We start from the raw sequence: 20,291 nt of genomic DNA on the forward strand, positions 1-20,291 counted from the left end.
ATAATGAAGTAGATTGCTGAAATCAGACACGAGGTGTATAAGAATGAATGTCAAACAATTTATTAAACAGCATCGTAATCAATGGAAAGAGCTTGAACAGCTTGCTTCCGACTTACATAAAAGAAAAAATATATCGGGTGAAAATCTGGAAAAGTTTCATCGTCTCTACCAGAAAGCAGCACAACATCTGTCCTATAGTCAGACCTACTTTCCGGATGAGGAAGTGACATCGTATTTAAATGGTCTGGTATCCAAATCTCATAATCTACTTTATAAAGATCAGATTACAAGCTGGAAGCAGGCTGGAGATTTTTTCGGACATAAATTCGTCGGTCTTTTATATGAACAGTGGAAATTCGTGGTAGTTGCCATGCTGCTATTCACCTTTGGAGGGCTTGGGGCATTCTTTGCCGTGTTGCAAGACCCTCTTTATGTGTATTCTATTCTTTCCACTGATATGGCACAAAGCATTGATCCGGATAAGCTTGGTACAAGTGATGGGATGCAGGATGCGCCAGTAATGTCTGCCAGTATCTTGACTAATAATATTCAAGTTGCAATTCTTGCGTTTGCCGGTGGGATTACATTTGGCTTGCTGACAGTCTATGTACTAATCTACAATGGTATCATTGTAGGAGCCATTGCCGCATTATTTTGGCACCATAGTATGACGTATGAGTTCTGGGCATACATTGTTCCGCACGGAATGATCGAATTGACAGCGATTTTTATAGCTGGTGGTGCGGGCCTGCTGATGGGATATAAGCTGTTCGTGCCTGGAGAATATTCAAGAGGCTACCAACTGAAAGTGAATGCCAAGCGTTCTGTCCAGTTGTTACTTGGAACAATACCGTTATTCATAATAGCAGGGATAATTGAAGGTTTCATTACCCCTGCTGCAATACCGTTAGAGGCTAAATACTTAGTTGCAGGCTTGACGGTCGTCGGTCTAATTCTTTATGTGGTATTAGGTAAATTCAGATTGCATAAAGAGCAGCTACAATAAACCTCTGTTTATGGTGTCAATATAATGGGATACAGCGGCTGTAGCAAGCCGTTCTTCACGGGCCTCCATCATCAGGAGGCCTTGTTTTTCCCATTTTGATTTCTCACGTTTCTTTATGAGGAGCTGCTGTTGAGCGATACTTTTCACCATGGTTTCTTCAAGGTTGTTGGCAGCTGCCTTTGCCCTAGTCACCAATGTCTCGTCCTCGACACCAATCATGAAGAAAAGGTGCCTTTGTCTGACTCTTTTCAAGTAGATAAGGACGCTTTCTTCATGCAGAAATGTTTTAACATCACTGAACAAAAGAATGAGACTTCGTTTCTTCTGTACAAGCTGTAGATATTGGAAAACTTCTGCATAATTGGATTCTGCTGCGTCAACTTGGACGTTATAGATCGACTTTAAGATGGTTTGCAAGTGTGCCATCCCTTTTGCGGGTGGTATATATGCTTTCACTTTCTTGGAAAAGGCCAGTACAGCGACATAGTCCCCTTTTTGCAGAGCCGCTGCCGCAACGGTTAAGGCTGCTTCAAGTGACTTTTCCAAGCGATTCCCACTTTTGAGCTCGGCCCCCATCATCCTTCCGCAATCTACAAGTATCGTAATATACTTCCCATGTTCAGGTTCATACTCATTTGTCATGACTTCATGTAGTTTTGCAGTCTGGCGCCAATTTATCTTCCGGGGGTCATCACCAACAACATAAGAACGGATTTTTGCAAACTCACCGACCCCGCTTTTTTGTTTGCGGATATTAACACCCTCATGAATCAGAAATCTTTGGGCATTCTCCAAATACTGCTTGGTTTCCGTCATATCAGGAATCACTTTAACGGAATGACTCTCCTCCACCACTAGTTGCTTTTGCCACAAACCGATTCGGCTTTTATACCGTAAAAAGAGTTTATCTACCTTATAGTCGCCTCTTACCGGTGCGACCGTATCATAGGTGAATTGTTTTCTAGAACCTTTCCCGACCGAACCTCTTACAGGAAACGGCCTGGTAAAAGACTGTGGGATTCCATCTTTTAACTCACAAGCCATGTCCTGGTCGCTTGAATTATCCACTACAATTTGAACAGGATATGTGATGCCGCGCTCCATCTCTGCAGGTAGAACCCTTGCAACTTTCACTGCTTTTTTACTTGGAGAGAATACAAGGTCCACCAAGTTGAAGAGAAAGAAAAATCCGTTTAGCAAAAAGATGACCGGCCAGGAAATTGCAACAAAAAAGCTGGCAATGATAAAGGTAAAAGAAAGTAAAGCATGTAGCAGTATCAGTTTTCTTGTTGGCAAAATACCTTTATCTCGGAACAGGAATCGACCCCACAAGTTCTTCAATGATTTGCTCAACAGTCGCTCCCTCCAATTCCATATGAGGCGATAATTGTATCCGGTGTCGCAAAGCCGGTTTTGTCACCATTTTTATATCATCAGGCGTTACATAGTTCCGGTTGCTCAAGTAAGCCCACGCCTGGGCAGCTCTACCGATTGATATTGCAGCACGTGTACTTGCTCCAAAGCGGATGGAATCCGATTCACGTGTCTTTCTGACGATTTGCATGATGTAATCCATGATGTTGTCACTAAGTGTGACCTGCTGTATTTCCTCTCTTATGGAAAGGAAGGTTTCCATGTCCAAGACGGGCTGGACATCAGTGTGGGTGAATTTCTTGCCTATTACCTGTTTCAGAACGGCGGTCTCTTCTTCAAGACTTGGAAAATCGATATTTAACTTGAAAAGGAAGCGATCCTGCTGTGCTTCTGGCAACGGATAAGTCCCTTCATACTCAATTGGATTTTGAGTTGCCACTACGAAAAATACCCCTGGCAAAGGGTAAGTTTCCCCTTGTATGGTTACCTGCTTCTCTTCCATTGCTTCAAGCAATGCCGCCTGGGTTTTGGCCGGGGTCCGATTTATTTCGTCTGCAAGCATAATGTTTGTAAATATGGGGCCTTTCAACGTTTCAAAAGTCCCTTCCTTCATATTGTAAATGGAGCTTCCCGTAATATCACTTGGCAACAGGTCAGGGGTAAACTGTATTCTGTTGAATGTACCTCCCAATAAAGTTGCGAGTGTACGGACAATCTGTGTTTTCCCCGTGCCAGGCACACCTTCCAACAATACATGCCCACCTGCTAATACGGAAGCTAGGAGAAGTCTTACATTCAACTGTTGTCCCAGTATTCTTTCCTCATATTTCTCAAGTAGAGATGCTAATTCCGGCTTCATCCCTCTTCCACCTCTTTTCGTAATGTATCCAGTTGTCTGGACCAGAGTATATATTCCTGTTTCGAAATCTTATCTTTTCCTAACACCATCGTTAACTGATGCAAAAATAAATCTATTTTCCCGTTATCCTTTGTCTTCCATTTCCTATGAAGAATCCCAGCACAATCTTTCCAATCCCTATTGAAAGGTACTCCCCATTTTTCCTGCAGTATGTATTTTACATACTCAGCCTGGGTTTCCAGGGAATCGTGATACGCATTTCCCTTAATATGCCAAGCTGCCAATGCCCGGATGCTCTCATCACTGAACCGGACCGTTTCTTCACGTGGCTGAGAAATAGGGCCAAACCTTTTACCGAGCATCCAAAGCAATAGAATCGTCAATAATAGACCTTGAAAAAGTAGAAGCAAGAACCAAGCCTGATAGACATCAATAGATGATGTTCCTGTCTCTCCATGATTGTACTCATCAAAGAGAATGGTGGTATAATCCATCTCATCTCCTTGTAAAAGTCCAAGCACTAAAGGAAGATGGTCCTTAGCCAATATCTCGCCATTCATAAGCCAGTTCGGTGCCAATGAAACAATAAGGGCGCCTTCCCCGTATTCCCGCTTCACAGCAATAGCACCGTGAGAATCAGAAAGCAGAACCTCATCATCCATCGATTCTTCTATTCTTACGGAAGAATGGATATCCGCTTCATAACTCGTTTCGGTTGAATCAAAAACTGTTTGTTCAGGAAACATCATCTCTATAAACGTGGTACGAATATCAAAAAATCCCCTCGGATTGCTTTTCAATAAAAAGATGGTATTACCCGCTTCCATAAATTCCATATACGCTTCCATCTCTTCTGTGTCCGGTGTGAAATATGGTTCCACCATCAGCAACAATTGACGTTCTTGGGATTGGGGAAGTAGTTTGGATGACTGTTCCCATCTGTTCACAACAGAGGTTTCATCATCCAAATAGTTGTAGAATCCCTTGATGCCGCTAGGAGAAGGTGACTCGGAATCATATGGTGAAAATTCCTGTGGCTGTTTGGATAATATAAGGTAGATGCAGATCAGGAATAGAAAAAATAATAGACCGAGCCATATCCAACCTCTTTTCTTAGCTGCAGAACTTTGCAAAATCCTCCCTCCTTCCTTCTAGCCTTCATCATGTGTTTCATGAATCCATTTCATCGCAACGTCCCGATAGCGTTGATATTCTTCCTTAAGCACTTGTTGCTTGCCATATGTTGCCCGGTCAAACAAGAGCGCAAAGTTGAAAAATAGATCTGCTTGATTTTTATGTCCTCTTTTCAATTCCTCGAAATACTCCCAGTTCGTTTTCCAGATTTTTGCCTCGAGCCATTCTTTTTCATGGAAAAATAGAAGTATTCCCAGAAAAAGATGGCGCGTTGCAAGCGAATAGTCTTCCAAGTCTTCATATTTTTTTGCCTCTGCCACATGTTGAAAATAGGACCATTCCATTTCATTGCTGGATTGAAATGGCTGTTTTGCTTTTATGGCACGATTTTTTCTGTATCTGCTTATGTACATTGACAGCACGACTACCATGAAAATAATGACAAGCCCTAAAATTAGAATCAAAATGTTACCGGCTGTCCCGCTTGTATTTTCCATAGATGGAAAAAGCCTGGAGAGTAAGTCCGCCAGCCAGGCTTTTACTTCATCCCACCACATCTGCAATGAGTTTCTATTGTCAGCATAATATATCCGGTATTCATCCTGTTTCAATATTTCCTCTAGCTTTCCCCTAGCTTCTTTTTCTTTCAGCATTACTCATCACCTGCCTTTTGAAAGCGTACGGATGCACGCATTAACTAGTGTGATAATCATCAATTAATTCTCTTAAATCGTCTGCATCATGACGAACCTTCAGATCCAAGTACATGACTGCATACCCCACGGACATGATGAGAGAAGTAAATAAAGTTGTAAAGCTTACAATTAATCCCAGCAGAACACTATTACCAAGTACTATCTGAAAGGAAAGCTCCACGGCTGCACCTATGGTAAGCGTGATTAAAAAGAAAATAATATAAATTCCTATTAACTTGAATGTTCTACCTTTGGAAAGCCTCCAACTCCGTGTTAATCCAGGAGAGTTTCTATCCAATACAACTGATCCGAAGTAAAAGCTCCACCTTGTAAGCAGGAATGCTCCAATAAGGAATAATGCGATTGTTAAAACAATGGAAATAATGATTCCTATAACCATGTCCATAGCTATTACAATTACGGAAGTGAATATTCCGACAAAAACAAAACCTACAATAATACCAAAAGCAATAATTATGTATAAAAGGGTTGAGCCGATTAATGGAGCAAACCGGCCAAATGCCTGTTTAATCAATGCCCCAAATGTAAATTCACGATTATGTTTGATGTGGTTAACACCTATTAATATAGCGGCTTGTGCAACTGGATAAGTAAATAAAATCAATAAAGAAACAAAGCCCAGTCCTATGTCGGCTGCAAAATTGGTGGAAGTTTCTTCTGTCAGTTCAAAATTGTTCATCATTTGCTCATACCAAGTGGCTCCCCCTCCCTCTTGCCGTAAAAAGCTCTTACCTGCAGCCAATTCGATTAGTGCTTGTAGTATATATACCGGTCCAACAAGGAGCAATAGAATGGTGATAAAATCCTTGAATTTATATTTGCTTATCCGGAATGTCTGATCCAAAATCTCTCCGAATCCTTTAGGTTTATTTAACTGGTTATTCATCCCTCTTCCTCCTTCATACTATTCCAAATGTTGTCATATCGACTATTTTACCATTAATCTATCAATTTTCGAGTTTTATTTATGTAATATCTATTTTAAATTCTACTTGTGAAAATAGAGAAGTGGCATCCGTTTTCATAGGACACCACTTTTTGTTTTTTCTATTCATACATCGTTTCAACTGATGGTTGATCATCTATCCTCATTACCATCCACCCACTCACGAACAAGATGATGGAACCTAAATAAAAGATGAAATCTACCGTAAATAAATCTATAAGAAAACCACTAACGATAACAGCAAATCCGGAAAAAATCGAGACCCAAAAATGATACTCACCAATCTGTTTTCCCCTTTGTCTAATATCTGTCATATCCGCCAACAACGCCTTTTCACTTGTTTTCTGCATTGCCCCGATTACTCCGAGAATGATTTGAAGGGAAAAGACCTGCCATATGGCATTGACCATCGGGAATAGCAGAAACAAGACGGAGGTCCCCCAAGCGTTGATTAAAAGGAAAACTTTCCTTCCTTTTTTATCCGATACTTTTCCAATCCAGCGATGAACAAGAGCTGCACTTAATGTAAATAAGCCGTAGGCAATTCCGAAATCTGTAAAGTTCCCTCCTGCTTCACGGAGGAAAATGATATAGAACGGAAATACGAGACCTGTTCCAAAAAGTACAACACTTTGGGAAACGATAATCCATTTTAGCCGCATTATTTTTTGTACCTTTCAAAGAAATAGTGGTAAAAACGTTCTTCCTGGTCAAATTGCTTCTTACTATCAAAGAATTCATCCAATTGAGGGTACGCTTGGCGAATTTGATCGTCTGTCGGAAAAAGTTGATAGGTTAAATAATAGGTTCCCTTCTGTTCCAAGGCAGCATCCACTATTTTTTGTTCCATTCTGTTAATATCTTTTTCATTCAATTTTTGATTGAAATATAGGACAAAGGCGAAAGTTTCTTGCTCTGAGTAACTCAGGAATGCTTCTTTGTTTGCAGGGGTATATCTTACCGTTACATTCAAGAGGTTCAAGTTCTCTTCTTCTATAATCTCTCGCAGGTCATCCACGAAACCAGCAAAGTTCTCAGTCGGAATGAAATACTCTTGTAAAATATCCGTATCTCGAGAAGAATCGTAATCAAGAAATTTTATCGGAGGTCTCATGGCATTATTTCTTGAAACAAGTTCCCCTTCTGTTCCATCACCATAGATTTTCTTCTGGAGATACCAGGTTAATGTTTTACCCCAGTCGTATTTCCTTGATAACCCTAGAAAGAATTTGTCTCTTGCAACATTTTTTTCTTCTACTAATAAAGATAATTCTTCCACATCTACATCAGCAGGATAGTTTGCGTTATCTGGTTCCAATTTTTCATAAGTGGTCATATACATTTCGCTCAACAGAGAGTCGGGTGTAACTGAAAGTCGGGCAAAATGAAGCCCTACTTGATCATTTCCTTTAATGTTCTCGTTAAAATGATTGACATAATCGTTGTAGTCCATCTTATTAGTGGTAGACATGTATAATGCATCATCCGTAAGCTCAAGGGTTACATCCAAAATGACTCCAAAGAGACCAAATCCACCGATTACTAGCGGAAACAGTTTTTGATTTTCTTCTCTGCTAACAGTGATAATGGAGCCGTCCGCCTGAAGCAGACGAAAAGATTTCACCGTTTCGATGATTGGGCCATAATTGGGATCTCTTCCATGAACATTGGAGCTCAAAGAACCTCCCACGGTAAATACGTTGGATGACTGCATCACTTTTACTGACAGACCGAAAGGGTTTATGTATTCTTGAATTTGATTCCAGGTAACCCCGCTCTGAACAGTGATGGTTTTATCCTCTTCATTCAGTTCCAGTATTTGGTTGTAATTTCTCATATCAAGGAATACCGAGTCCTCATAAAAAGAATGGCCCCCCTGGCTATGTTTGGTCCCTCCAATAGAAATTTTCCAGTTGTTTTCTGATGCTTCTTTGACTACATCAATTAGTTCGTTTTCCCCTTTACCGCTAATAATCTCTTTTACTTTCACTTTTGTAAGTCTGCTGACATCATGGATGAGCAAGTCATCTTTGGACTGGTTCAGCAGGATGGAAGTTGAGAAGATGCAGGTATAGAGAAGCAATGCTGCAAGCAGCATAATAGGCAATTTTCTCTTTGTCGGCCGAAATTTCATGTGTTTCCCCCATAATTTCAAGTTTCTTTATTTATATAGTTAAACGTTTTTTATCGAGTAAAAGTTTCATTGTTTTGTTTCGTCTGGGGAATTCGGGTGGAAAAGACATATAATCAACAAAAAAAGCCGTCCCCCACCTCTATTGGCGAAGAACAGCTATGGCATTACTTATAAAATACCTTCTCGACATTATATCTTGCTTGAAGAGTATTGGCGATGTATGTCTCATAGATTTCTCTTTCCATTGGATCTTCTACAATACAAACATCGATGCGATATACTTCATCGCGGTGGTTTTTGATTGGGGAGACGTTGTCCTCAAAATGTTTTTTAACTCGTTGGCGCAGCTTTCTCGCTTTTCCTACGAATAGCAGATCATCATTTATGTTAAAGAACATGAAGATTCCGCCTTGGTCTCTTGGTATTTTATGAAAATCAATAAACCCGTTGATAGGTGTAATGATCGGTTCATCCTGTACACGGATTTGTTGGCGTTCTGTGATGGAAACGCTCGGGTTTGGTATAGATATTTTTATCATGGTATATCACGTCCTCTTTTTCAGTAGAGCTAAATACTAACACAATCAGCTAGTAATAGCTAATCATTTTCTTACACTTGCTTTCTTAATGCACCACCGACATCGTAGTTGTGGATATCAAGTTCCATGGGTACCCCCATTGCGAGTCTTGCCAGCTCTGCACCCAAAAAGGGACCGCTGGTTAACCCCGATGCACCCAACCCATTTGCTATAAGGATATTCTCATGGGTAGGGATACTGCCAATGACCGGAAGAAAACCTGGTGTGAAGGGCCGGAAACCAACTCTTGTTTCTAGGAATGTACCATCTGACAGGCCAGGAGCAACCTCAAGACTCTTACTTAAAATTTCATTCATTCCTCCTGCAGTCACTCTTGTATCGAACCCTGCTTCATCTTCATGTGTAGCACCGACTACTACCCGTCCGTTGTCAAAAGTCAGGATGTATTGATTATTTGGCGGCATCACCACCGGCCAGCTCTGGGTTTCTTTATAATCTATTTCCAAGTGGATGATCTGAGCTTTTTGCGGGGCAACATCGAAATGAATCCCAAGCGGTTGAAGAATTTCCTGAGACCAAGCTCCATTTGTCAGAATTACTTGATCAGCTTGGATGCATTTGTCTCCTACTACCACACCTGTTACCATGCCTCCATCAATGATAAGCTTTGCATCACCAGACAAGTATGTTGCGCCATGTTTTTTAGATGCGTTTATTAGCGCATTACGTAATGCTCTCCCGTCAACCTTTGCACCTCCGCTTACATGAACCGATCCGTATTCTTCTGATAAAACCGGGAAAAGCTCTTTTGTTTGTGCAGGAGTAAGCACCGTTACCTCGCCTATTTCGGGTGCGTCTTCTCTCCGTTTTATGGCTCTTTCCGCCATTTTCATAAGTTTTTCCGGGTCTTTATGTAAACTGATAGCCCCAACCCGGTTATACCCGGTTTCTGTTTCACCGTCCTGTTGTAGCTGTTCAATTAGGGATGTGTAGTATTTCGCCCCTTTTTTAACAAGTGTGTACCATGCTTTGTTACGTCGTTGGGAGATCCATGGGCAAATGATTCCTGCTGCAGCATCTGTCGCCTGTCCTTTGTCAAACCGGTCCACTACGGTCACAGGTACTCCGCATTTTGCTAGATGGTAGGCGGTAGAGGCCCCAAGTATGCCTGCCCCGATTATTGCTACACTTTTCATTCATATGCCCCTTTTCATATATTCTTTATTGATAAGTGTACAGGATTTGTGGTCTGTTCTCAATTCCAACCGAAAAACAATAACCCATTCTCTGAAAAGAATGGGTTTCTTTTAAACTGTTAATTAAGTTTCATTTTCATCGCTTTTGCCATTAATTTTGGAAGATCTGTATTATCTAGCAGACCACTGAACATATCAGATTTAGGTCCGTATGCATAGACTGGAAGATCCGTCCCGGTATGAGCAGTGCTTGTCCACCCGATAAGGGCACGATCACTTACCACCTCATTAATAGCAATGTTAGGTTCCTCCGCATTTTTTATGCTTACCACTTCTTCCTCAGTCAAATTAAGGGAAGTGTATTTTTTTACCACTTCTTTTACGTTGCTTTTTTCTTCATTTAACTCACTGGCCATGGTGTCACCTGTCGCAGTAACATCATGCAAAATATCAATATTCAAGTCATACTTTCCGTTTGCTCCAACTGACATTCCGCCAGTCTCATGGTCGCCTGCTACAACAACCAATGTATTTCCGTCCTTTTCCGCAAATTTAAGAGCAGCTTCTACCGCCTTGTCAAATGCCTCTGTATCATTCATTGCCCATGCTGGGTCATGAGCGTGTCCTGCCCAGTCAATTTGTGATCCTTCCACCATTAAGAAGAACCCTTGCTTATTTTGCTTTAATGCATCTATGGCCGTGCTGGTCATTTCGGCTAAACTGGGCTCTCCAGTTTCTTTACGTTCCATTTCAGGAGCCATGGCATCTTCAGCAAATAATCCTAATAACTTCTCTCCATCCGCGTTTTTCAATTCGTCCTTATCCGTTACATATTGATACCCATTCTTCTTTGCTTTCTCTATTAAATTGTCGCCTTCCTGCTTTCCGCCTTCATCCTTACTGGTGAAATAATCTCTACCGCCACCAAGTAGTACGTCCACTCCATTTTCAAAATACTGAGGAGCTATACTTGCTTCATCATCCCGCGATAAAACACTTGCACCAAAAACTGCGGGAGTGGCATGAGTAATAGTCGAAGTAGCTACTAGACCAGTAGATTTCTTGGAGGATTCAGCTGCATCCAAAATGGAATCGACTTCCTCCCCATCAGGTGTCACGCCGATCATCCCATTATTTGTTTTCTCACCAGTTGCCATCGCTGTTCCTGCTGCTGCGGAATCAGTAACTTCCGTGTCAGCTGAATGGGTCTTGATCAGCCCTTTTACATGTGGATCAAACGAGGATTCCTCCCCTTTATACCAACGATAATTCGTTGCATAGTCTGAGTTATATCCATCCGGGATCATATAGATTACATTTTTAACTTTACCTTGTTTTTGCTGTTCATTAACCTCTGCCTTTTTTGCTTGAGCTTCATTAAAACCAAAATCCACCTGCATTCCTGAAAATAATAAACCTGCTGCGATGCCTACACTTGCAATCTTTTTGTACATGTTTTCTTCCTCCTTTAGCGCTTTTACTACAAGTCAAAGATAGCAAGGCCATGTAAAGGAGGTATGAAGAAACGTTTAATGTTATTTGACAAAAATAGTGTGATTTCTTAACAGTAGATTTACATTTTCAAAATGATCACCTAGTAATCTAAAATACTCTTAGACTGATTGACAATCTCCCTCATCACTTCATCCACACTTTGACCACTCTTCATCATCCTTACCCCTTGTCCAGCCCATAAGGAAAGATATTCTTGGTTCCCTTGCTGTTTTGCTGTTGATCTAATCGGAGATGTAAGGAGGTTTTGAATGGGATAATTAAGCGGTTGCATCCCTTCTTGTTGATGTAAATCAGTAAATTTGTTTTTAACGGCTCTGGCAGGTCTACCGGTAAAGGAACTGGTAATGACTGTGTCAACCTCAGTGCTTTCAAGAAGAGCGTTTTGATAGGTGGGATCTGTTCCGCTCTCCGTTACATGCAGAAAGCGAGAACCAAGCTGTACCCCCTGGGCCCCAAGTGCCAGGGAAGCAACCAATCCTCTCCCATCCATTATTCCACCTGCAGCGACGACGGGTACTTGAACTGCATCTACCACTTGTGGAATTAGCGCCATCGTCCCAACTAAAACACCTTGGCCATCGTTAATATGAAAAGTCCCTCGATGTCCTCCTGCTTCACTACCTTGGGCAACCAAAATATGTACACCTGCACTTTGAGCTTCCAAAGCCTCTTGAACAGAAGTGACCATGGTCATCAAGATAATGTTTTTCTCTTTTAAGCTATTTACTTCCTGTTTGCCCGGAATCCCAAATGTTGTGGATATAACAGGGACCATCTCATCAATCAAAAGATCAAACTGTTCATGATAATAATTTTTTGAAAGTAATGGATCTTTACCCGGGATTATATCCAGTTCTTCATAGATGGGAATATATTTCTCTTGAAGCGCACTTGTCCTGGAATCCGAAGCGGCCATCGCCACTTTAAAGATGTTCACACCGAACGTCTTATCTGTGAGACTACGCACTTTATCAATTGATACTTTTAATTCTTCGGGCGTCATATACCCTGCTCCTATCATACCAAGTCCCCCCGCTTCAGACACTGCAGCCACAAGTTCGGGTGTGGTGACGCCCCCGGCCATGCCGGCTTGAATGACGGGAAAGTCGATATTCAACATGGAACAAATTGGGGTCTTCAACTTCATGATTTCCCTCTTTTCTGAATCGTTATTATGGAATAACTCGCAAAGAATCAAACTGCGAGTATGTGTACATATATATATTAACATTTTGAAGCCCTGGTGACGGTAACCATGCTAGCTATAGACTATTTGATTTTTTATAAAATATGGTATCAAGTAAAAAAAGCAGGAGTGCTGCTACCAGTTCCGTATATAAAGGGACTACCATGGAACTCATCAGCTCATCTGTAATATACAAAGGAATCCATATAAATATAAATTTAATTCCTGCTGATACAAACATTACCAGCCATTTATTTGTTAAAAAAACAACGAATCTCAAAAAAATGAAAAATGTTGCGACTTCAAACAATAAAGTAAGCGGTATCAGTAGCATGACATAATACACTAGAGCACTTTTGGTTTCATAATGAACACTGAAGAGCTGGAAAAGTCCGGCGAAACCGAACACAAATCCCCCACCAATTACAAAAATGGCCAGGAACACAAGAAACGTCATGGAAATAGCTAAAATCAACTTTTCTGAACCGTTCAAATTCGGATCGTGATGTCCCATGTTGACAACCCCTTTATTTATCCTATTAATAGGTGTTATTCAGAACATAGGTTATTCATGACAATAAAAAAGTGATAAGTCTTATATCGACTTATCACTTTTTTATAATTACTCGTCCTCACGGTAGCCAAAGTTGATATTCTTCCCATAGAAAATTTCATCCATTTCATTGGTAAGTTTGTTGGTTATTTCATACCGTTCATCGTCTGACAAGGTATCCTTTGAGTAGCCGAAAAGGTAATTGTTCAGGTCAAAATCTTTTAGACGGCATTTAGTATGGAAAATATTCTCTTGATAAATATTAACATCAATCATATCGTAAAGGCTCTTTACATCATTTGGTATGTAGTTTTGGATGGAATTGATGTCATGATCGATAAACAGTTTGTTACCATTGATGTCCCTAGTGAATCCACGAACTCGGTAATCCATAGTCATAATATCCGTTTCAAAAGAATGTATCAGGTAGTTTAATGCTTTTAACGGTGAAATTTCTCCACAGGTTGATACATCAATATCTGCACGGAAAGTACTAATCCCTTCTACCGGATGGTATTCCGGATAGGTATGAACGGTAATATGGCTTTTATCGAGTTGGCATACCACAGAATCGGGTAATGGTCCGGGTGACTCTTCATAAGACTCTGTCGGCACCTCTACCACAGGTCCCTCAGAAACAAGCACTGTAACACTTGCACCTTGAGGAACATAGTCCTGTTTTGCAACATTCAGGACATGTGCTCCAATGAGATCTGCTACATTTTTCAATATCTTCGTTAACCGGTCCGCATTATATTGTTCATCAATGTAATCTATATATGATTCACGTTCCTGTTTTGTTTTGGTATAGCAAATATCATACATATTGAAACTCAGGGACTTTGTTAAATTATTAAATTCATGTAATGTAATCCTTTTTTCTGAAGACAACTTAAAATTCCCCCTTCATTATTTTTCTATTATCTATAGTACCCCTTCTGTTATAGAAAAAAACAATTCAAGATTTCAGGAATCCTCTAATTACTTCTTTCTGTTCATGATAGACCGCCTGCCCCAATTCAATTAGTTCTTCCATGTATGTAATATCATCAAACGATACTTCCCCCCCCAACTCTTTATTGAGCCGGATGTAATTGTCTCCCAAAAGGTTTCTGCATTGATAGGACACAGATTCAGAGGATAACTGTAAAGCTAAATCCAATAGTTTCGGAGTGACCTTCATTGATGGAAAATGAAATGGCAGCCACTGTTTCACTCCCCAGTATTTATTTTTTTGAATGGTAAAATCAATTTTTTGGAGCCCTGTCCCTATTGAGAGTATCGCCATGTCTTCCAGTTTCATTTTGAAATATCCCACCCCCTCCGTAATGCAAACCATAGATGGGTTGTTCGCCCACAATCCCCCGTCAATCGAGAGATAGTCGTTTCCAATATTGTTAGGAGGGAAATATACAGGAGCAGAACAAGAGGAAAGTACGGCATCCCAAAGATGAACGGAAAGATCCTTCGCAGCCTTGTTTCCATAATTGGAGCGGTGAACAAATGGCCGGCCATGTGTTAAGTCCACAGCTGGAATTAACAGGGGACTTGTAATGTCCGCCATCCTACGCTTACCAAACGCCTGCATGATGAATCGACGAAGCTGGCGGTCGCTATATATACTTTTAAAAAGTCCCACCTTTGCTTGACGGGTGAAAATCTTTTTTCCATATACCTTATATCCAACCAATACCTCTTCCATCGGCTTTTTGATGGAAATGGAAGAGGCGATGATGGAGCCTGTACTCGTTCCAGCAACAAGATCCACTAATTCCGCTATCGGCTGCTTGTATTCTCTTTCAATCTCCTGGAGAATGGAAACGGCAAAAACACCTCTTATTCCTCCCCCATCAAGGCATAACATTTTCATTTACACTAACTCCCGCACTCGTTTCTTAATAGGCTTTCCATCTAACAGGAAAAAACTCTAAGAAAAACCGGGCAGAAACCGCCCGGTCCTTTTAGTGCTAAAAAACTTTAGTTGTTTGGTTAATCGCCGCTGTTCCTTTACGCAAATAGCTTCGCTTTCCACGGGAAGATTGTCGCTACTCCCCCGTAGGAGTCTACGCTATTTGCTCCAATCTACAGCTAGAAACCAGTCACTTCTTTAAGATAGTTTTTAGTTATCCTTTCGGTAAATGAAATCAACCGGATTTTATATTTTCTTACTTTTTAAGAAAGGGTGAACTTGACCCTTCCTAGGAGTTCAATAATGAGTGGGAAGATTTCAGTGTATTCGCATACTTTTTTAAATGTTCTGCAGTAGAAATATCGTGTTCAAACAAAGGAATTTTAATAATTTCTTGTTTGTGAAAAATACCATGGATCTGTTGTAAATAGGGACGTTCATTTTTCCTCCTGTTTTGCATAAAAACACCGTCTGCATTATCAGGAATAACCTTATTTACAAAAACGGTTGATACTTTCATGTCATGCTTTTCCAACATGCCTATCGCTTTTTCCGTTTCAAGGATGGGTAGTCGTTCTGCATTCAGTACGAATCCATAACCCGTTTTACTTGGGTCTAGCAGAATATCCCTTACTTTTACGAACTTCTGTTTCCTTGCCTGCAATTTATCGAAAATTGGATCATCGACCGGCTCTCCATCATTTAACAACTGGGTATAGTTTTGTTGTACCTTCTTTCTTTTTTCCAGAAGGCCACTGATCCAAACGTTCATCAGTTCAGGCAATGTAAGCAGCCGGATCGTATGTCCAGTTGGAGCTGTATCAAAGATGATGTGGTCATAAGATTCGTATTCTTCCAATACTAAGGAAGTGATCTTGTCGAACAGAGCCGCTTCATCAGCTCCTGGTGATGCGCTGGCAAGATCAATTTGCCTGTGCACTTCTTCCACCATAGTTGCCTTTACCAGTCCCTTTAAATTCGTTTTCACTTCTTCTATATATCTCTTTGATTCCGCCTGTGGGTTAATCTCTAATAGATGCAGATATGGATTAATCGACAATGCTGTATCTTTGGGTTTTACATGAAAGATATCCCCAATATTGTGAGCAGGATCTGTCGATACCAGCAAGACCTTTCTATTGTCTTCGGATAATAATAGTGCAATGGCCGAAGCTGTAGTTGATTTTCCGACTCCTCCTTTACCGCCGATAAACATGATCTTATGGTTTAATAGTTTACTCATTCTGAATCCTCCTAGCAGCAACGTATTCCATTAAGCGGAGATTTCTCCATTCCCATTCGAAGGTGCCAATCATGGAACCTTTCAATGACAAATGGATATAGCTCTAGGGTATAGTAGAATGCAGGATTTTGGAGTCCCAGCATTTCCGAAAAGCAGAGTAAGGTGAAAAGGTCCTCTTCATCTCTCAATTCCCGAGCGATTTCGGTTCTGTGTGGCTGTTGTAGTATCTCATCATAAATATCTATGACTTTCTTGAATTTTTCCAGGATGTCCATTTGATTGGGAACTCCTTTCTTCTTTCTACACGTATATTTTGAAAAAAAGAGGATGCCGCATAATGCTTCATCCTCTCGTTATTTGTTACATAGACGGATCTATTGGAGGCTTATTGTCACTCTTAAAAAACACTCTGAAGGCCTCCAGTATGATCCAAAATGCGAATACAAAAATGATTCCACCAAGAATGAATAAAAGCATATTTGCGTCTGTTTCTCCAAGTCCTGACCATTGGAATACCACTTGAACAAACATGGCATAAAGCGTCATGGAGAAAACAAATACCATTGGCACAAATGTATAGAAGAAGTTCCTTCCTTGCTTCTTCAACCATACGGAAATTAACAATAGGCTGACTCCCGCCAATAGCTGATTACTTGTACCGAATAGCGGCCAGAGCAAGTAACCACCTGAACCGAACCCGTTTGGACCTTTAGGTATTAAAACCAATGCAGCACTGGATACCACTGCTACTGAGGTTGCCACATGCATTTTTGTCAATGGTTTAAAATTGTACTCGCTTCCAATTTCTGAGATGATGTAACGCATTAATCGTAGAGATGTATCCAAGCTTGTTGCCGCAAAACTTACAACAATGACCGTAACGATTGTTCTGGCAATATCAGCTGGTATCGCAATACCAGTAGCAAGCTGGGCAGCCCCGTTGATGAAGTTGGACATACCACCAAGGCTAGCTGCTCCGAAGTCAGAATAAGCAGCTCTGAAATCCCCTGCATTGGCGAAAAGTGTCGCTACTGCGATAATAGATATCAGTGCAAGGACCCCTTCTCCCACAGACCCCAAATAACCTACAAAACGTGCATCTGTTTCTTTATCCAACTGTTTTGAAGTAGTCCCTGAAGCAACAAGCCCATGGAATCCAGAGATTGCCCCACAAGCTATCGTAATGAAAAGCAATGGGAACCAGGAAACGTCGCTCACTTCATTTGTCATCGGAGCAGTAAGTTCAGGACGAAGGACAAGCAATCCGGCATAAAGCATAACTAATCCTACAACCAATTGATGGGAATTGATATAGTCACGCGGCTGAAGTAGCTTCCATACAGGTAACGTGGATGCGATATAGCAGTAGATCAGCAAAATAACTATCCAGACGAAAAAGGACATCGATACTCCATCCAATCCGAAGATTACCGTATTTTCCGCTCCTCCAAAGTAACGGACCAAGTCAATTTGTAAAAAGGCAACCTTACTTGTCAGTACGGCTGTTCCATACATCACCGCAAGGGCGATCAAGGAAGGAAGCAGCATTTTTGCTTTTCTTTTATAGACAGCATAGCCGATCCAAATTGCAATCGGAATTTCAATGAATATTGGCAGGACCGCTGCAGGAAATTGAATGAACAGGTTCGAGATTACCCATGCAAACACTGCATTAACCATAAGTACTAATATCAATATGATAAATAAGAATAGCATTTTTGCTCGTTTACCGATCAAACGGTCAGTCAATGTACCAATAGATTGTCCTTTGTTTCGCACCGAAAGCACCAGTGTTCCGAAATCATGGACTCCAGCAGCAAACACGGTACCGAGGATGACCCATAAGAACGCTGGACCCCATCCCCAATAAAGCGCAATAGCAGGACCTAAGATAGGAGATGCTCCCGCTACCGAGGAGAAATGATGTCCCCAAAGCACCACTTTCTTTGTTGGTACGAAATCCACCCCATCGTTGTATTTATGGGCAGGTGTTACATATTCAGGATCCAGGCGATAAATCTTTTCTGCAATGAACTTGGAATAATAACGATACCCTAAAGCAAAGACAACAATTCCGACAATTGCCAACCAAACAGAATTCACCATAACTCCTCCCTTGTTCTATGTATACAAGAAAAGAGTACTAATCAATGTAAGCGTTGTCAATATTAATTTCTGAAAATTCATACTAAATATTCGCTACTTTTATTAGTAGGTCTTAAATCAGGAAAATAGTCGGAGTTGTTGATTATTCATTATGTATGCTATAAGTACTAATAGCAGAAAGCACCTCACAATAAAGTTGTGAGGTGCTTTTATTCTACAGGAATTATATCTAACAGATATGTTAAAGTGGCTTCGTTAGTGGTGATATTTACAAGTGGTTTTCTGGAGAAAAGCATGCCACTAACAATCCACTTCCCTGTTCGTATCCATTCTATTTTTCTATAGGAAGGTGAGTTAGGGAACTCCGGAAACATATAGGGCGAGCTTATTCGGCCGAAACCAACGATTTGCTCTTTATCATTTTTAACAAAAACATAGTCCCCATCTTTCATCTCATGACAAAATTGATATAATACAGAGGTTTCTAAATAAGGTATTTGGGTCGCGTTATAAGCCTGGCGGTAGCTTTTCCATACGTCTTTTCGAGTTGAATAGTTTCTGATATCACCCAGTTTCCCATGGTTAAACGTCAACATACAATCTTCCAAAAAGGAGTTAGCATCAACTGATTTGGGAATCGAGTAAATCCAATATTGGCTATTTTCTTTCACTTTATTTTCTTTCACTTCATACCTTTCTACCGTTACACTATCTTCCGAATGTGTGTCGTATATATACTGTAGAAAGCAGTTTATTTCATAATAAATTGGAAGATCCGTCTTTCGACCTACAATATTCAAATATTTATTTAATAAATAGCTCTCATTGATTAATTTCTGAAAGTGGTAAATCTTTGAACCAATGGTGTATGTACTCTTTACAATGTCCGTGTCTTTAAACAATTTTTCTAATGCCATAATTTCTTGATTGGTAAATCGACAAAAGAAGTTTGGAAAAAAATAGTGAATCATTTCGCCGATTGCTTTATTACCAAAACCGATTAACCTTCGGTCAGAATCCCGATAAAAACTGTCTAAACGTTTATCAATACTGCCTTCTCCAAAAAGAAGTGATAAAAAATATTGCCTGTAGCGTTCAATAGGTGCTTTTTGTTTGGCAAAGATTCTTTCTTTTGGAGGAGTTACTTGTAACACCGACAATTGGTCCCCAAGATTCTGGAAATCTTCCCAGCTCATGGTGGATAAAAACTCCTCTCTTCTGAACGCACTGAAGAACTGATACTTAGAAGTTTGTTTCTCTATGTCACCTATCCAAACCTCTGCAACTCGACTGTACAAAAACAAATGTAAATCTAAATGATCATATTTTACTAAACCTTCAACTGATCCGGGTACTTTCCAGTAAGAATAAAGCAGTCTTTCCTCGTCTTTTTCCAATAAAAGCACTTTGATATCCGCTACTTTGAATATATCCAGATTTTTAAGCCCCCATAGCTTTCTTACGTATTTTAAAGGAAGAGGGTCTCCCAGATCTACTATATCTAAGGTGATGTTAATTTGATTGTACATGGTGATTGATTTTACCTGGCAGATGCAGATAATGTCCGTAGTATCGCAATAGAAGACTTTATCTCCTGCCTTCATTTCTTGTAAGTGAAATTGTTCATACATATCTAACTGAAATGAAATAGTGTTTGATTTCATATTTATGCTTTCACCACGTAAAATCCAAGTAGACATGTCGAACACTCCTCTCCCAAAGATACTCTTTTATATACTGTATTAAACATTTAAGGAAACATTCGAAAAAAAAAAGATCCCGCAGTTGCGGAGACCACTGAAAAAGCAATTAATTCTAGTCTTTGGTTAAACATCGCTGTTGATTTCCGCAAATGGCTTCGCTTTCCACGGGGCG

Annotated in this window: 19 protein-coding genes; 1 reads left to right on the forward strand and 18 read right to left on the reverse strand. The window is 40.4% G+C overall.

The annotated features are described in order from the left end of the window. The first annotated feature begins 43 nt into the window (after nt 1-43). Nucleotides 44-1,006: a stage II sporulation protein M gene (locus AB685_RS00925; protein ID WP_047968682.1), complete on the forward strand. Its 963-nt coding sequence runs from the start codon at nt 44-46 to the stop codon at nt 1,004-1,006. Here the strand turns inward: AB685_RS00925 and AB685_RS00930 are convergent. The 18 genes from AB685_RS00930 to AB685_RS01015 form a co-directional block, all read right to left on the reverse strand. Beyond that, a complete protein-coding gene (locus AB685_RS00930; RefSeq protein WP_082153453.1) occupies nt 998-2,359 on the reverse strand; it encodes a DUF58 domain-containing protein in 1,362 nt (453 codons plus the stop codon). The genes AB685_RS00925 and AB685_RS00930 overlap by 9 nt on opposite strands. Then, entirely contained in the window at nt 2,310-3,239 is a 930-nt protein-coding gene (locus AB685_RS00935; RefSeq protein WP_047968683.1) for a MoxR family ATPase, read from the reverse strand. The genes AB685_RS00930 and AB685_RS00935 overlap by 50 nt, the downstream gene beginning before the upstream one ends. After that, on the reverse strand, nt 3,236-4,372 hold the full coding sequence (locus AB685_RS00940; protein ID WP_047968684.1) for a DUF4350 domain-containing protein: 1,137 nt from the start codon (nt 4,370-4,372) through the stop codon (nt 3,236-3,238). Before AB685_RS00940 ends, AB685_RS00935 begins: the two co-directional genes overlap by 4 nt. 18 nt (nt 4,373-4,390) lie before the next feature. Next, complete coding sequence (locus tag AB685_RS00945; protein ID WP_047968685.1) at nt 4,391-5,026, reverse strand: DUF4129 domain-containing protein; 636 nt, start codon at nt 5,024-5,026, stop codon at nt 4,391-4,393. Between the two features lie 40 nt (nt 5,027-5,066). After that, nucleotides 5,067-5,975 carry a hypothetical protein gene (locus tag AB685_RS00950; RefSeq protein WP_047968686.1) on the reverse strand — a complete coding sequence of 303 codons (909 nt, stop codon included), beginning with the start codon at nt 5,973-5,975 and terminating at the stop codon, nt 5,067-5,069. Between the two features lie 161 nt (nt 5,976-6,136). Next, nucleotides 6,137-6,697, reverse strand: coding sequence for an MFS transporter (locus AB685_RS00955; RefSeq protein WP_047968687.1), 561 nt, complete (start codon nt 6,695-6,697; stop codon nt 6,137-6,139). Continuing rightward, nucleotides 6,697-8,169 (reverse strand): FAD-binding oxidoreductase, encoded by a 1,473-nt coding sequence (locus AB685_RS00960; RefSeq protein WP_053073685.1) that lies wholly within the window; start codon nt 8,167-8,169, stop codon nt 6,697-6,699. Before AB685_RS00960 ends, AB685_RS00955 begins: the two co-directional genes overlap by 1 nt. Before the next feature lie 164 nt (nt 8,170-8,333). Next, on the reverse strand, nt 8,334-8,708 hold the full coding sequence (locus AB685_RS00965; RefSeq protein ID WP_047968688.1) for a nucleotide excision repair endonuclease: 375 nt from the start codon (nt 8,706-8,708) through the stop codon (nt 8,334-8,336). A gap of 71 nt (nt 8,709-8,779) precedes the next feature. Then, the gene (locus AB685_RS00970) at nt 8,780-9,904 is read right to left on the reverse strand and encodes an FAD-dependent oxidoreductase (RefSeq protein WP_047968689.1); all 1,125 of its coding nucleotides are present in this window, start codon (nt 9,902-9,904) and stop codon (nt 8,780-8,782) included. 119 nt (nt 9,905-10,023) lie between these two features. Then, the gene (locus tag AB685_RS00975) at nt 10,024-11,358 is read right to left on the reverse strand and encodes an alkaline phosphatase (RefSeq protein WP_047968690.1); all 1,335 of its coding nucleotides are present in this window, start codon (nt 11,356-11,358) and stop codon (nt 10,024-10,026) included. 140 nt (nt 11,359-11,498) lie between these two features. Further along, entirely contained in the window at nt 11,499-12,566 is a 1,068-nt protein-coding gene (locus AB685_RS00980) for a nitronate monooxygenase (protein ID WP_047968691.1), read from the reverse strand. Nucleotides 12,567-12,681: 115 nt separating this feature from the next. Next, entirely contained in the window at nt 12,682-13,119 is a 438-nt protein-coding gene (locus tag AB685_RS00985; protein WP_047968692.1) for a YrvL family regulatory protein, read from the reverse strand. Nucleotides 13,120-13,227: 108 nt separating this feature from the next. Beyond that, complete coding sequence (gene speD / locus AB685_RS00990) at nt 13,228-14,049, reverse strand: adenosylmethionine decarboxylase (RefSeq protein ID WP_047968693.1); 822 nt, start codon at nt 14,047-14,049, stop codon at nt 13,228-13,230. Between the two features lie 67 nt (nt 14,050-14,116). Beyond that, complete coding sequence (locus AB685_RS00995; protein ID WP_047968694.1) at nt 14,117-15,028, reverse strand: CBASS cGAMP-activated phospholipase; 912 nt, start codon at nt 15,026-15,028, stop codon at nt 14,117-14,119. A gap of 328 nt (nt 15,029-15,356) precedes the next feature. After that, nucleotides 15,357-16,310 (reverse strand): ArsA family ATPase, encoded by a 954-nt coding sequence (locus AB685_RS01000; RefSeq protein WP_047968695.1) that lies wholly within the window; start codon nt 16,308-16,310, stop codon nt 15,357-15,359. An 11-nt stretch (nt 16,311-16,321) separates the two neighbouring features. After that, nucleotides 16,322-16,585: a cory-CC-star protein gene (locus AB685_RS01005; protein ID WP_047968696.1), complete on the reverse strand. Its 264-nt coding sequence runs from the start codon at nt 16,583-16,585 to the stop codon at nt 16,322-16,324. Between the two features lie 85 nt (nt 16,586-16,670). After that, complete coding sequence (locus tag AB685_RS01010) at nt 16,671-18,413, reverse strand: carbon starvation protein A (protein ID WP_047969671.1); 1,743 nt, start codon at nt 18,411-18,413, stop codon at nt 16,671-16,673. 212 nt (nt 18,414-18,625) lie between these two features. Further along, nucleotides 18,626-20,116, reverse strand: a complete 1,491-nt coding sequence (locus AB685_RS01015; protein ID WP_047968697.1) for a hypothetical protein — start codon at nt 20,114-20,116, stop codon at nt 18,626-18,628. Nucleotides 20,117-20,291: the final 175 nt, after the last annotated feature.

This window comes from Bacillus sp. LL01, assembly GCF_001037965.1.